This window comes from Paenibacillus sp. NPDC057967 (assembly GCF_042887015.1).
Lineage (GTDB): Bacteria > Bacillota > Bacilli > Paenibacillales > Paenibacillaceae > Pristimantibacillus.
Genome location: NZ_JBHVQB010000013.1, coordinates 98,225 through 114,496, shown reverse-complemented (window position 1 = coordinate 114,496; position 16,272 = coordinate 98,225). Strand labels below are relative to the sequence as shown.

Annotated in this window: 5 protein-coding genes; all 5 read left to right on the top strand. The window is 45.9% G+C overall.

What is annotated here, in order from left to right; all coding sequences use genetic code 11:
* Nucleotides 1-81 precede the first annotated feature (81 nt).
* The 5 genes from ACFVSO_RS26950 to ACFVSO_RS26930 all read left to right on the top strand — a co-directional run bounded on the left by ACFVSO_RS26950 (nt 82) and on the right by ACFVSO_RS26930 (nt 16,271).
* Nucleotides 82-9,879, top strand: coding sequence for an S-layer homology domain-containing protein (locus ACFVSO_RS26950; protein ID WP_387479819.1), 9,798 nt, complete (start codon nt 82-84; stop codon nt 9,877-9,879).
* 493 nt (nt 9,880-10,372) lie between these two features.
* Complete coding sequence (locus tag ACFVSO_RS26945) at nt 10,373-12,565, top strand: helix-turn-helix domain-containing protein (RefSeq protein ID WP_387479818.1); 2,193 nt, start codon at nt 10,373-10,375, stop codon at nt 12,563-12,565.
* Nucleotides 12,566-12,803: 238 nt separating this feature from the next.
* Nucleotides 12,804-13,754 (top strand): ABC transporter permease, encoded by a 951-nt coding sequence (locus ACFVSO_RS26940; protein WP_387479817.1) that lies wholly within the window; start codon nt 12,804-12,806, stop codon nt 13,752-13,754.
* Between the two features lie 48 nt (nt 13,755-13,802).
* Nucleotides 13,803-14,669: a carbohydrate ABC transporter permease gene (locus ACFVSO_RS26935; RefSeq protein ID WP_387479816.1), complete on the top strand. Its 867-nt coding sequence runs from the start codon at nt 13,803-13,805 to the stop codon at nt 14,667-14,669.
* Between the two features lie 42 nt (nt 14,670-14,711).
* The gene (locus tag ACFVSO_RS26930; RefSeq protein WP_387479815.1) at nt 14,712-16,271 is read left to right on the top strand and encodes an extracellular solute-binding protein; all 1,560 of its coding nucleotides are present in this window, start codon (nt 14,712-14,714) and stop codon (nt 16,269-16,271) included.
* The last annotated feature ends 1 nt before the right edge of the window (nt 16,272 follow it).

The window sequence follows — 16,272 nt, the reverse complement described above, 5'->3', positions numbered from 1 at the left end:
GGACTACAAGCATAGACTTCTTTTTATATAATGCAAAGTATTGTCGAAAGCAGGAGATTCTTTGTAGAAAGGAAGGAATGTATGAGATCTGTAGTTCGAATTAAGAAATTAGTTGCATGTCTGTTAGTACTAGTGCTGATGACGACGAGTATAACGACATCGGCATTTGCGATGGCGCCGGAAGGAGGTCGCAGCGATAATAGTCCCTACAATACCGAACTGCTGCGCCTATTGGAGGAGGAATATGGTGCCGAGCAGGCACCTGCAATACTGGAGATGATTCAGAAGCTTGGTCTGATCGACACGAGCGGTCAGTTGCTGAGCCACCCTATTTTTTTGAACGGCAATAGCTATACGCTGGAAGAGATGAAGCGATTATTAGCGGATGAGAGTACCGATTTGACACAAATCGCCGAAGTGGATGGCGAACCAATCACGCTTGCCGCACTAATACAAATGATAGCGATTGAGGAGCAGCTCTCAACGCTGTTGTCTGCCGGAGATAACTTGAGCTATGACCATCTGGACAGTCTCGACTCGCTGTTGTCGCAAGTCGAAGGAGAAGGCGGTTTACGTTTTGTCGACGAAAATGGCAACCCGGTAGTGGGAGCGAAAGGGCTTGCGTCGACAACCGGTTATGATTATGGGGATGAAACGGTAGTATCGGTCACGAAGCTGGAGGAAAAAACCAGTGTTTCATTTACAGAAGAAGTCAGTTTCACGTTTCAACTAAACAGGGCGCAAACGGAAAAAGTATCCTTTTCCTATGAGCTGATGGAGAGCACGCTTCGTATTCAACCGCGGAACAATCAGGTCATTCAAGGAACGATCGAATTTCAACCGGGTGAAACGACAAAAACGGTTAAATTTTCGAATCTGTATGCTCAACGAAATTTTGTCCAGCCGTATTGCGTATCCGGAAGAGCTGATTTCAGCGGCACCCTCAGCGGCTTTCAGAATTATGTCTGGGTTAGCTATGGGCGTGCGGATTATTTGCATTTCTCCGACTTTAATAATTTGGATCGAATAGATTTTGATAATCTGGAGACTGCCCGGGATTATGTGCCGTTTACCCATGCGTATGAAGGCGGCGGATACCTTTCCTTTACATTAGGCACAGGTCAGGGTCTTTATAAAAGCGATTCGCTGAACGGTACAGGCTTTGCAGCGTGCTACTACCGCGCCGATCGAGATGCTTCGATGAACGAGCCGTCAATGCTGGAGGTCAAGGCAAAGGAGGGCTCCTATACGACAGGGCAGATTGTGCCCATTCAAGTTCTTTACAGCAATATCATTTCACGCGAGCAGCCGAGAGATGCGGCGAGCATGCCAAGATTGTCGCTTGCCGGAGGCGGCGTTGCTTATCCGGATGTCATGCCTTTTGCCGATTTTAAAAGACCGGAAGTTTACGATTTGGCATATCCAAGCCAGTCTCTCATTGGCGGCTATATGGCTGTTGTTGGCAAGGGGATGACGCCCGATGATTTAAAGGTGGTCGATGCTTTGGATGAAACATCGGCTGTATTGCTAGGGCCGAATGCCTTTGAATATCGTAAAATTGCTGCGATTCCATGGGGGATGGACTTTACAAATACGCCTAATATTATGATCAGTCCTGCGCGGGGCGATGCTTTTCAGTCGCTGATGCTGGACAAAGCCAATTATACGATTGGACAGACATTGAAAGCGACGCTGCAGCTCAGTACCGCCAACGGAGAAGCCGATTGGCTGCTAGATGGGGTGACGACTTCCGAGGACATTGCCAAGCGAGTCCAAATTTCGATTGGCGACAGGGCGAATGGCGTATTTGATCTGCATTGGAAGCTGGGCGAAGATGGGCTTCCTTTGTCTCCTCCTGTACTGGAAGGGGAATTGCAGATTACGCAAGGCGTATATGATGCGTTAAAGGACGGGGATGCAGCGACAGACGGCAAGCAGCTCCGGGCGAAAGTTTACTACAATCGCAATATGACACCAGGTGCGATCAATACTGGAAATTCGCAGGATTTCGGGATGCTGGGAAGTCAGGCGGTCAACTTCCAAGTGACAAAGCCGAAATATATTGCTTCCGGGGATTTAGCCATTACTTATCCTGCATCGTGGCCATCCGGCACGCCGTATGTAGTCAATTTGATTGATGCAACGGCAACAAAGCTGGACTTCACGTATCCTTTGGATGCTACGTACGCGACGCCTGATCAGTTCGAATGGCGCAGCAGCGACACCTCGATTGCAGAGATTATGGCCGATGGAATGATTGCTCCCAAGTCGGCAGGCGAGGTTGTTTTCACCTTGGCGGCCAAGAACAATGGAGAAGTTGCTGAAGCTACAGTAAATTCGCAGCCGTTTACGATTAGCGCTGACGGCTCTGCGGCAGTGGTTGTTCCGAGCTTTGCCAATCGTGTGTATGTTAACAAACATAAGGATGCCAATGTGATCTGGTCTACCAACGTGATGGAGCGTTATAAAGAATTGGCTGGAGCGAATGGCGCGGTACAGGCTGCCAACTTCAAGGTTGAATTTTACGAAGGATTTTTTGACGAGGCTCAGCTTGCTGCCCGGCAGCCGGCTCAGTCCTGGGAAGCTCCGGCTACCGCTGAATTGATCAATGCCACAAGCTTTATCATTCCGGGGCAATATATGAGGGACATTTCAAGCAACAATGTGCCTAGCTATACGGTTCGCATTCGTACAGCCAATCCGGAAAATAAGCTATCTACGCTTTCCGCAATTTCTTATATCGTCGTGAAGTCGGAAGCGGCGATCGTCACGCTTGACAAGTCGATGGGGCAGTTTGTGCTCGATTCGGTCGGCAAGCTGCCAATTACATGGAGGCTGGACAATTTCGATCCGATTAACAAAGGGGAATTTGAATTCCAGATTACGAAAAACGGAGTGCTGATTCCGGATAGCCGTATCGTGTTCGATAAGGCGACGGGCCAGTTTAGCGATGTGCAAGTGTCGGCAACAGGCGGAAGCTATAGCCTGAACATTGATCCGGTGACCGAAAGCAAGCGAATGAAGGACGTCTATGCGATTACGCTAGCTGTGAAGAACAGCATGGATTCGACATGGTCGTATGATTCGTTATTTTTGCAAGTGTACAAAAGCGACGCCTTGCAAGTGCAGATTGACGGTCAGTCCATGTCATCGTATACGCTGAGCAATATCGACCGCATCAAGCAGATGACGAGCGATCAGATTCTCGCATTGAAGCGCAATATTACGTTGAACAATGAGCTGGGGATCAACAATAAGGATTATGAGGATCTGGGCGAAATTACGGATCAGATCGCTTGGAAGTCCGGCAACAATCAAACGGGCGCAATCTATCACCGCAGCAACGGTTATATCGAAGATATTGAAAGATTCAACAATTCTTCGTATCAGCCGAAGCAAAAGTTTTTATTGGCTGGCTTGAATGACGGCAATACCAGAATTACAGCAACGCATGCCCGCACAGGGATAAGCGCGGAGCTGGATGTAACGGTGGAGACGTTAAAGGACAAATTGTATGTATTCCAATTCTATCCGAAGTCGGAGACAATCTTGACGTATACGAACGGCGATGGCGCTGAACAAACCGTGACCAGCGATGCGAACGGAGAGCTGGCGCTGTTTGAGGAAAGCGGCATAGCGAGCGATGTTTATGTCACTTCAGCCTTTGACGGCACGACCTATACAGGGGTATTGAGTCAGGACAGACTGCTAACGAAGGAAGGAAATCCGGCGCTAATGGAGCTGTACCCGATCAATATCTTGCAGCTTCGCCAATTGTCGAAGGTCGAAGTATTCTTTAAAATGCCCGACGGTAAGCCATATACCGGAAAAGTGACGTACCGCGGCGGTGTATATAAGAACGGATATTATGCCGAAGCGACAGAAATTGGCGGTACGGGCGTGACAGAAGCTTTGGCAGGGGACGGAAAGCTGGAAGTTATATTCGATACGACAGACTTTTATTCTCTTGCCGCCGGGGAGCAGAATGCGGCGAATTTATCCGCCAAGGACAAGCTTGAATTTATAATAGAAGCTCAATTTGAAGATGATCGCTATAATCCGAGCCTATTAACATTTGACGGGGATGCAAGCCCGGTTGATCGTATCACCATCGGCGATAAAATCGCCCGCATGATCGGCAATGAAAGCCAGCAGCCAACGCCGGTGATCGTCAATCAATATGTGAGCAATGGCGATCCTAGATCCAAAATGGATATTCGGGATTACATAGGCAAATTTGGACCCAATAATGACTTCCCGCATATTGATTTGACGACAGAACTCTTATGGTGGGGCGAAGAAGTGAATGAGGAAGCCTACGCGGAATTGGAAACTACAAAAGGTTTGCTGCCGCAAGGTCAGTCTTACCAGACGGTCAAATATCCGTTCTCGGATATATGGCTAACGCGCCATGTGCAAATATTGAACAAAGATACGATCTGGCTTGAAAAAGCGCGATCGGAATCGGTTCTTTTCAAGCTTTATGACAAGCCGGGCAGTTTCCGCAAAAGCTTCCCGGGAAGGTCAAAGCCCGTCAATATGATCGGGGTAGCTGATGTAAGCAGAACGAATCTGCGCTCCAGCATTCAGAAGCTGAAAGACGACATGAACAGTACAACTGGAAGCACCACGGGTCCGAGCAATAACGATAAAGTAGTTCTGGAAACACTGAGCTTATTAGGAAATATGAAAATGGATGTTGGTCCGCTTTCGATGAGAGTGTACCCGACGGATGACCCGATGGTTTTCAAAATGATTATGTCGGCTTCTCTTAATAAAATGGAATCGACGCAAGGCAGCAGCGATGTTGAGTTTTTCCAATCTACTAACAATTTTGCGCCTGGCGCCGGAGATTTGTATAAAATTGCGATGGGCAGCTTTATGGAGGAACAAAGACGCCAATTCTCGCAAATTAATAAAAGCGGGCATTCCGGAAGCAGCATCCCATTCAATGTAGGCGGATACTACATTGGAGAAATTAAATACAATGTGAATACGGATGCTTGGGAGGCCGTTGTACATGGCGGCGGGTTCAATGCAGGAGGGGGCTTCGAGTATTCGTGGGTGTGGAATGTTCAGGCCGGTATTGTGCCGGTCACCTTCTCCTTAACGATTGGCGGCGGCGTCGAGGTTGGATTCAGAGCCTCCGTATTATTCGATGAATTGCCAGGCCAACCGTGGAGCAACCCTGGGCAGGACAGTGTTAACGATTATTTGACCTCACTGCGTATAATTGCCTATATTGAAGCATTCGGCGGAATTGGTTTTGACTATTCGATTATCGCAGCCAAGATTGGCGTGTTCGGTAGAATAACACTGGAAAACACCAGCACTTGGCTGAATCGAGATTATTTGCAAAACAGCAATGATCGGGTACTGTATGGCAATAAGCTGACGCTGGAGAGTGTCGTTGGCATACGCGTCGTGCTTAAGTTTTTATTTATTTCGATTAAACATGACTTTGCTTCTTTACGCTATAGTCATACATGGCTGTCGAAAAACTGGAACAAAATTCAGGACTATTGGAAAGAAAATGGTGCCTCTCCGCTTACTGCAGCCAATGCAGAAGTAGCCATTCTCGCATATATGAATGCAATTGGCGAAGATCCGATGCAGGTTCTCAGCTCGCAGACGATGGAGGATCGCAGCTACCTTAGCGAATATGCCCGCGCATGGCAAGCGTCAAGCAGCGCGAAGAGAAGAACGATGGCTGCAGCGTCTAGCGGAACGGAGGTGCTGCAATCCAATGCGTATCCGTACTCCAATCCGCAGGTTGCCGCGGATGGCTCACTGTTCGTATACCTTTCCGACAACAACAGTACGAATATTGAGGATACGGTTGCAGCTTGGGCGGTTCGCAACAGTCAGGGCGGTTACGATCATCGTGGAGAGATTGTTGCCGATGCTGCGCTTAAGGGCTATGGAGATACAGGGCTGCAGCTTGCAGGCGAAGGCAATCTGATCGCCGCGGTCTGGGTAAGGCAAAAGGATACCATTAAGAAGGAAGCTGGAGAAGAGCTGACTGGCGCCGACATGTTGCTGATGAACAACAGCGCTGAAATTATGGCGTCCATCTATGACGGAACAAAATGGACGACACAGCGGCTGACGAATAATCAAAGCCCTGATGTAGCGCCGATTGTCTCCGTTGGCAATGGCAAGGTCGTCGTCGCTTACCGCAGCGTATATTCATCCAATGTCGACAATCCGCTTGATTTCTCTGAATCGGATAGTATTGTCTATACGGTATATGACACAGCCAGCGGAATGTGGAGCGATGCCGAGACACTGTATAACGGTACGAATGGTACAGTGATGGGGATATCCGCAGAAACGCTGACTGACGGGACAACGGCTGTTGTGTACGCGGTCAATAAAGGCAATGTGAATCAAATACCGGCAGAGCAATACGTAGCCGGCACGGACAATGAAATTGTGTATGCAGTCATTGATACGGAGCGGGATACGGGGGCCCAGACGTCTGCTTGGAAGACGAAAGGCATCTTGAAAAATTTACAGGTGACAAATGATCGCAACGCGAATGAGAATCCGCAATTAACGAGCGCGGTCTTCGCAGATGGAGTTGAACGCTTTATTATTGCTTGGCATGCGACAAGCGGTGAAGGAGACAGCGTTGCGGAAGATATTCGGATGCTTGCCGTTAATCAGGACGGCGAGGTTCATTCGGAGTTTGTCGATAGTCTGAGCGCTGTGAAGTCCTACAATGATATTAGAATCAATCCGAACTTCACGTTTGTGAAAATGCCGCAGGCACACAAGCAGATTGACCGTTTGTCGTTAATCTGGAAGGAAACGCAGGTCGATACGAATGCTGAGGAAGTGATGAGCCGGGATGTATTGAAGGCGGTGAAGCTCGGCTTAGACGGCGGAGAATTGTACCTGTCGGGAGTCATGGAGCTGGGAGCCATGCCGGATTATACAGGAATTGATACGATATCCGCTTATATCGGCAACAGCTCGGGTACGGAAATTAAAGCATTATTGCTGGGCACAACATATACAACCGATACCGAGGTTGTTGGTACCATTACGCCGAAGGAGGAAGGCGAAGCGGGAGGAGAAGAGATTCCTGTTACGGTATCCAAGACGGTTAGTGCGATGTATACGGCAAGCGAAACGTACCATAACCAATTCAATGCGGATTATGTTGTATATAATCCAGGTGAGGTTGTTGCGGGCTATGACTTGCCGATTCAGTTCCATATTATTAATCAAGGCTTATCTGCCATTCAGTCGGTAGATATTACGGTTAGCGGGGACCTAACGAGCTATGGCAGTATGTCACTGGTGCCGAACAGCGGACAAAATGTAATTGCTTATCACACCGTTCCATCGCCGATTGCAGATGCTCCGTATCAGGTCGAGGTTACCTTTGCCGATGGCGAAAAAATATCGACAGCAGGTACACTGCGGCTGGATATGCCGGATACGGGAATTTCAAAAATCAAGGTGATGAAGGAAGAGGAAGGAAAGCGCACATTATCTATTCCAGTTTATAATAAAAATGGAACAACTTTAGGCAATAAGGGGCGGGTCGTTAAGCTCGCGCTTTATGAAGACAACAAGTATACGGACGATTCGTTGATCGGAAAAGTGATCGAGCTATCGGATTCAGACGATTTGAATTTGATTGATCAAGGGGCCTATGTGGAGACCGTAGAGTTCGATGTCGGCGCTTATTTGACGAAGCATGGCCTCCAGGAAATACCGAGTAATGGGATTACCGTTTATATGCGCACATGGGTTGAGGATGCTCAAGACGAAGTATTGAAGGAGTTTGATGAGTCTGACAATGAAGCGAAGATAACGCTTGATAATCTAGCGGTCAAATACAATGAAAATCATGTATTGCTGACGCTGGAGCAGACGAATACGGCTTCTCATACGAGCGTGAACGTAATGATGCAGAACATGAATATGGCACCTGTAGCTTCTGGCAATGCGCTCATTCATCTGCTGGATGCCGAAGGGAATATATTGGAGACCAAGTATGTGGCAAGCGATGCGGCCAGTTTATTGACTTTTGCCGCCGAGGAGAAGAAAACGATTGCCGTACAATTCAGCCAGACCGGCGAATCTGTCCAAGGCGTATTCTTCCATGAAAGTGCAGATCAGTTGGATGCTACATTAAGCACAGTCAAGTTAAGCGGAATTGCCATAGATTTTGACCCGAACCAAACCAGCTATGCGTTGAGGGCTAACGATCTGAAGAAGACTCATCTTATTATGGTGGCATCCAATAGCGAGTCAACCGTAACTGTGATGGATCGAGATGGCGAGGTTATGGCTACGAATAAAGGCTTCGTCTCAATCGATCAGCCGTTATTGTTATCAGCAGCGGGAAGCGTGAATGAATGGCAGGTTGAGGTTGAGCCGGCCAGTGCCGCAGCGCAGAAAAAGACGTATCAGTTTGCAGTTACGAATACAGAGTCCTCCAAGCCGCAACTCGAATTGACAGTGAAGGGGAAGAAAGGGGACAACGGAACATACAGCGGCAATGTTGAAGTGGCGTTATCTCCATATACAGTGGATGGCTTCAACATCGACAAAGCGATGTATAGAGTGAATGACGGCAATTGGAAAGAGATCGTCTATGACGGTAAAGCTGAGCAAAGCCTGGAAACTTTAACGGCAGAGGGTGTTTATAAGGTTGCTGCTAAAGTGGTGTTGGCATCGGGGATGATGTATGATCTGGCGCCTGTTGTATTTGAGATTAAAGAAGATGTGAAACCGACGCCGACGCCGACGCCAACAGCGACGCCGACGCCGACGCCAACAGCGACACCGACACCAACGCCAACAGCGACGCCGACGCCGACGCCAACAGCGACACCGACGCCAACGCCAACAGCGACACCGACGCCGACGCCAACAGCGACACCGACGCCGACGCCAACAGCGACACCGACGCCGACGCCAACGCCAACAGCGACACCAACGCCAACGCCGACAGCGAAGCCGACGCCAACGCCAACAGCGAAGCCGACGCCAACGCCGACAGCGAAGCCAACGCCAACGCCAACAGCGAAGCCAACGCCAACGCCGACAGCGAAGCCAACGCCAACGCCGACAGCGAAGCCGACGCCAACGCCGACAGCGAAGCCAACGCCAACGCCGACAGCGAAGCCGACGCCAACGCCGACAGCGAAGCCGACGCCGACACCAACGTCGACACCGACGGCGGAGCCGACGGGAACACCGGAGCCGACAGTAATATCCATTTTCAAAAGTGATCTAATCAATTGGAAAGAATTGCTGCAATCCATGCAAGATCGACTTCGTTCAACGAGTACGAGCGGGAAGAAGTTTTCGGATACTAACCAGCATTGGGCGCAGCATATGATTGATTGGTTTGCAAGGCTAGGGGTTATTAACGGGTATGCTGATGGCAGTTTTAAGCCGAACCATGCGATTTCAAGGGCAGAGTTTTCTAAAATGATTGTCAGACTATTTATGCTTAAGTCTGGTAACGAAAGCGCTTCGGCATTTACAGATGTACATGGGCATTGGGCACAAAACGAAATAGCTATACTGGCGAAGCATGGTATCGTTAAAGGGTATCTAGACGGAAGCTTCCAGCCAGATGCAACGATTACGCGTGAGGAAATGATCACGATGATCATGAGACTCGTCAACGATTCTGCGTTGCCGCAGAAAGGGAATGCAGAGTTTGAGGATTGGTCGATTGTATCAAGTTACGCGCAGCGTTCTCTTATTCTGGCAGCAAAGGCAGGAATCATTGAAGGCTACAAGGGCGAGCTTCGTCCTGATGCAGAGGCATCCCGATCCGAGACAGCGGCTATGCTGTGGAAGCTACTCATGCTGAATTCAGATTTGAAAGACATTTTAAAGCAGTAAATATAATAATAAGGGCTCAAAGTCATTGGAAAATGACTTTGAGCCCTTATTTTATTTTATTAAAAGCATGTTCCGAATCTAGCGCTAGCGGAAGCTCTATGGGAGCTAAAATTTATCAGACATGATGTTCTAACAGATTTATATAAATTGGAAATAAAAAACTTGTTTATTTGGCACTTAAAAATAGTGCTGAATAAGCAAGTTTTTTGTTATTATATAAGAATTATCAGATATTATGAAAGCGCATTCAATTTTCATTCAAATATAAGAAAGTATAAGTGATTAGCCCATAGCTGTTCTTATATTCTCCGGAATGAAACGTATGATCGCCATAAGGACGGCGACAGTCACCTTGTTATGCAGTGTTTTATACATCGGGGGGAATATCATGAAGAAATCGGCCTATTTGCGCTTACTGCTTCAACTTGCAGTCGTCATCATCGTCAGTATTAGCTTGCTGGCATTATTACTGTATAACTATACGTCCAACCTGTTGAAAGAAGAAATTGTTGGAGCCAATAACGAGCTGCTGCTGCAAACAAGCAAAATTGTCGATCAGTCCTTACATGAAGTACAGCAGATGACCACTTCGCTCAGCTTGAATTCAAGTATCCTTAAATCTGCCGTGCTGCCTTGGAATCTGGAAGATGAATATCGTTTTTTGCTTGAAACCTCTCAGACGTTTGAGACAAGGCTGACTTCTTCCAATTATATTCATTCCATCTATCTATATAGCGCAAACAATAAAAAGCTCATATCCAGCTCGGGCATCACTGGCTTGAGTGAGTTTTCCAATCGAGAAACATTAGAGCGCTTTCTTCAATCTAAGCTTACTTCTTCCTGGGAAGCTACCCGGCTAGTTTCGCGTGATAACGGCGAGGAGCATTTGATTAGTTATATGGTCAGCACACCGCTGCGCAATCAAAAGAAGCTTGGCGTATTAATGATCAACTTGAAGGAAGATGTTCTTTATAATGCCGTAGTGAACACCAATAATAGAAAGCTTGGCAATGTGGCTATTTTGAACAGTGATGGAGAAGTGCTGTCCTATAAAGATAAAAGTGTGTTGCTGGATCGCTTTGATTGGGTAGATATGTCGGCTTTCAGTGATGAAAAGAATGGCTATTTTGTGCAAAATATCGATGGCATGGATATGTTCATTACGTATTTGCGTTCACCGTTTAATGATTGGATCTATGTAACGCTTAATCCTTATAATGATTTATTTAAGCGCTCTTATGATGTTATTATTATGACCCTTATTATTTCGGCTACCGGGCTCATCGTGGGGCTGCTGCTCGCTTTTATTATTTCTAATCGTCATTATCGTCCGATACGAAGCATGGTACAAGCTCTAGCCATGAATACGGAAGGACGGCAGAAGCATCAGGATGAATTTAGTTATATTCGCACTTCTATTGATGCTATTCAATTAGAAAATACAACATTCCGTCAAAAATTTCAAAGCCAAGAGCTGCTGCTGCGTGATCATTTGCTCACGAATTTGTTGTCGGGCAAATTGTCAGATGAAGCTGTAACGAGAGATCAGCTGCATTATTACGATATGGATTTGGGCGAAGCTAACTATATTGTGCTTGTTTTAAGGGTTCATCTAGTAACCGATCATGTTGCACTGCAAGTGGATGAGAAGATGAAAAACTGGATTTATTTCCAGATTAGAACGATTTGCGAGCAGTTAATTGCTGAGACATACAAAGGGGCATATATAAGTGCTTATCATAAGCATGATGTGCTTATTTTGCATCATGAGGATTGGCTAAGTGAAGAACGGCAAGTAGAGGAAATGAAGCGGTTTGCCGCCAAAATACAACAACAGACTGCTGAGGATATCGAACTGCTTGAATTCATCACGATTGGAATAGGCGGCAAATATGAGCGGCTGACTGATATTCATCTCTCTTACGAGGAAGCTGTGGAAGTGTTGAATTATGAGAAGATTTCGGGTATGGGCAGTATTTTATCGATCCATGATCTCAATGTGAATCGTGCCAACCGCAACTCTTTTATTAATTACCAGCAATATATTGAGCGTCTGACCGGCGAATTGAAGTCGGGCAATTTTGATAAAGCAGTAGAAACCAAAGGGATTATACTCCAGCAGGTGCAGCAGGACGAGCAATCCGGCATGTATTTGAAACATGTTATTTTGTCGCATCTTTTCAATGCCTTAGTTAAATTGCGAATAGAGCTTTCACTGCCTGAAGAGGAAATGGAAAGCAGCTCATGGCATTATGAATTTATGAAGCTGCGGACGACGGAGGAGATTAGCAGTTACCTGCTGCACATTATGAAGGGTATCTCTAGAAGCCTCGAGTCTAAAAGCAGTTCGAAGCATTCTGAGGTGATGATGAAGCTCGTTGCCTATATTCGGGAGCATTATCAAGAGCCGCTCAGTCTGCAGCTTGTATCGGATATGATTTATATGAACAGCAATTACGTATCCAAGCTGTTTAAGGATACGACGGGCATGACGTTTATTGATTATTTAACAGAAATTCGCTTTAAAGAAGCTTGCCGCTTGTTAACGGAAACGGACTACAATATTAATGAAGTTGCCGAAATGTCTGGTTTTAGCAATAAACAAAGCTTGAATCGGACTCTAAAAAAATTAACAGGTATGACACCGACTGAGTACCGCAATAAAGAAATTGAAAAACGGCTATAAATGCCTTGAATTCAACGCTCAACAATCCTAAGCTATGGACGCCGTTAGGCGTTTTTTTTCTCAGTTAAATCGCCAAATAGCCGCTTTATTGTAAGAAATGAAGCTATTCTGATCAAATGATACCGCATTAATTCGATAAATTAAGCCTAATCATAGCGATTGATTCTTGTTGAAAAAACGATATGCACCGTATGATGAAAGGGCTTTCACAAACCGAAAAGAAAGGAGGCTAACCAATTTGGAAGCCCCTACATCAAGAATGAGCGTGCAGGTAAAGAGCAGCAGAATGGAAGGCGTCAGACGAGTTTTGCGTTATCGCAATTTGTATTTGATGCTGCTTCCGGCAATCGCCTATTACATTATTTTTCATTACTATCCGATGTACGGCGCAACGATTGCTTTCAAACAATTCAGCATTTTAAAAGGGATCAATGGCAGCCCATGGGTAGGTCTTACGCATTTCCAGACGCTGATGCAGCTAGACAAGTTTTGGGAAGTATTTTGGAACACGATTGTCATTAGCTTGTACAGACTGGTCTTTGGTTTTCCATTGCCATTGTTCGTTGCTCTTCTTCTTAACGAAGTTCGCAAGATGGTATTCAAGAGAACGGTTCAAACGATTATTTATTTGCCTCACTTTATTTCATGGGTCATTATGGGCGGGTTGCTTATTAATTTGCTGTCGACAGACACGGGCATCGTCAATCAGGTGATACGCTCGCTCGGCGGATCAAGCATAGGGTTTTTAAGTGATGAATCCTATTTCCGTTCTACATTAGTTGGCTCTATGATTTGGAAGGAATTTGGCTGGAACACCATTATCTATATGGCAGCTCTAGCAGGTGTCAATCCTTCCCTTTATGAAGCGGCCAGGATGGATGGCGCTAACCGGATGCAGCGCATTTGGCATGTGACATTGCCGAGTATCCGCACAACGATTATCATTTTGCTTATTTTGCGTATCGGAGGTTTAATGGAGGCCGGGTTTGAACAAATCTTTGTATTGTATCATTCTGGCGTATATCGCGTAGCTGATATTATAGACACTTACGTATATCGAACGGGATTGGCAGATGGCAAGTTCAGTTTAGCGGCAGCACTTGGACTGTTTAAATCGATTATTAACTTTGTACTGCTCGTTATAGCTAATCAGCTTGCTCGTATGAAAGGTGATCAAGGCATATTCTAATTAGTAGCATGAGGACGCGGCTAATTAGCGCAAGGAGGAAAGCAGATTATGGAAAACTCTGGATTAGGCGCAAAACTATTTCAGGTATGCAATTACACTTTTCTAGGTTTGATTACATTATTGACGCTGTTTCCTTTCTGGGACTCATTAATTGTATCTATTACCCCAATAAGTGAAAGCATGCAATCCAGCGTACACTTATTTCCGAAAACGGTTACATTTGAAGCTTATGAGTATATTTTAGGGATGAAGCAGCTTTGGAGCTCGTACGGTGTCAGTATTTTTGTTACGGTAGTAGGCACCATTTTGAGTATGATTGTTACTACACTCGCAGCGTATGTGTTATCCAAGAACTACTTGCCTGGCGGCAGAGCGATCATGTTTTTAATTGTATTTACGATGATGTTCAGTGGAGGCATTATCCCCACATACCTCGTTGTGAAGCAGCTTGGCATGATGAATACAGTGTGGGCTCTCATGATGCCGCTAATGGTGCAAACCTATAACCTCATCATTATGCGATCATTTATGGCTTCTGTACCGGAAAGTTTAGAAGAAGCAGCACGCATAGACGGCTGCGGCGATTTCCGAATTTTAGTGCGGGTCGTATTACCCCTCTCGCTGCCTGCAATTGCCACAATCTCACTTTTTTATGCGGTTGCCAAATGGAATGAATTTTTCACAGCAGTTATGTATATCACAGACAAAGATGTATGGCCGCTTCAATTATTTATGCGAGCGATGCTCATTGACAATGAAGCCGTGTATCAATCCGGCGGTGATAGCCCGTTTCTATTGGGGCAATCTATAAAAATGGCATCCATTATGGTGTCTACCATTCCTGTTATGCTTATTTATCCGTTTTTTCAACGTTACTTCGTTCAAGGTGCAACACTGGGTGCGGTAAAAGAATAGCTTTATGACAGGTTAAGATCTGACAACAAAGGGGGCAGTTATATGAAAAATAACAATAAAAGCAGAGTCGTATCGATTCTTAGTCTCATTCTAATCGTGGCCATGATTGTAGGCTGTTCGAATAATGGCGGCGGAAAATCGCCGAAATCAAGCTCCGGCACTGACGGAGAAGGCGGCAAACCAGTAAAGATCGTATATTTAACACCAGGTGATTCAGCAGCCAAGCCTATTCAGCCAGATGACCGTATTATTGCGGAAATTAATAAGCGACTAGGCATTGAACTGGAACTTAAATTTGTACCGGAAGGCGGCTTTGAAAAAGTAAATGTAGCAATGGCTACAGGTGACTTTCCTGACTTGGTTACAGCACAATACCCGTCTTCATCTTTGAGCCAATGGATGGAAGAAGGTTTGCTTGTCCCATTGAATGATTACTTGCCGCAAATGCCGACTGTAAGAGAAAAGCTGGAAGGCCAATTTTCTTGGACTGCAGTTGACGGTAAATTTTATGGCTATCCGTTCATCGAGGAAAAATCAAATGTAAGTATGACATACCGTGCGGATTGGTTGGAAACATTGAACATTGCTCCTCCAAAAACATTAGACGAGTTCTATGAAGCACTAAAAGCGATTGTTAACGGCGATCCAGATCAAAATGGTAAAAAAGATACGTATGGTTTGACAGGTACCAAAGAAAATGGCTTTAACACCTCCTTTAACTTTGTATTCTACGCTTATGGACTTCCTTATGGAGACTGGATTTTGGACAATGACGGCAAGGTAGCCCCTGTGTTCGAGCATCCTGCATTCAAGTCGGGAGTTGAATATATTCAGAAGCTGTGGAAAGAGAAGCTAATCGATCCTGAGTTTTTGCTTAATGATACACAGCAGCGCGAGCAAAAGTTTTTCCAAAGTAAAGCGGGATTCAGTGTAGCTAATTTGTTCCGTCATGTGAATCGTCTTGAAACAAGCTTGAAGGAATTAACGCCAACTGGAAAATTGGGCTTTATCAATCCGCCGGCAGGACCTGAAGGCAAACATGGTATGGTAGGAAACCCTAAGGGCGGCCTGTTTACAGCGATTACAACGAAGGCAAAAGATCCTGAAAAGGCAGCACAATTTTTGGAGTTTATGCTTTCGCCTGAAGGCAGAGAACTGCTGGAGCTTGGTATTGAAGGCGTCCATTATACGAAGGATGGCGACAACGTTAATTACAATGAAGAAGAACGCGCAAAAGACAGCTTCGCTTCCAACGGCTGGTCGCACCCGCTTGCATGGGGCAACGTAGTATGGCCGCTTACCAGAAACTACTTGCCGCATACAGAGCCTCAAGCTGATCGTGCCAAGGAATCTGTCGAGATTGCTACAAGCAATCTGGTACCGAATCTCGTTAATGTAACAACACCTGAAGAAATTGAAATGGGCGCAGTATTTGGAAAAGGTATTTTGAGCGAGCTGGCTAATCAATACTACTTCGACATGATCGCTGGTAAGATTGATATTGATAAAGGTTTGGCTGAGCTGTCTAAAAAATGGCGCGAACAGGGCGGAGATAAAGTATTAGCTGCAGTTAACGCAGCTTATGAAGCGCAGCAAAAATAGC

What these genes read in the sequence shown, in the direction of transcription:
- ACFVSO_RS26930 (WP_387479815.1), top strand. Translation starts at nt 14,712, where the DNA reads ATGAAAAATAACAATAAAAGCAGAGTCGTATCGATTCTTAGTCTCATT.
- ACFVSO_RS26935 (WP_387479816.1), top strand. Translation starts at nt 13,803, where the DNA reads ATGGAAAACTCTGGATTAGGCGCAAAACTATTTCAGGTATGCAATTAC.
- ACFVSO_RS26950 (WP_387479819.1), top strand. Translation starts at nt 82, where the DNA reads ATGAGATCTGTAGTTCGAATTAAGAAATTAGTTGCATGTCTGTTAGTA.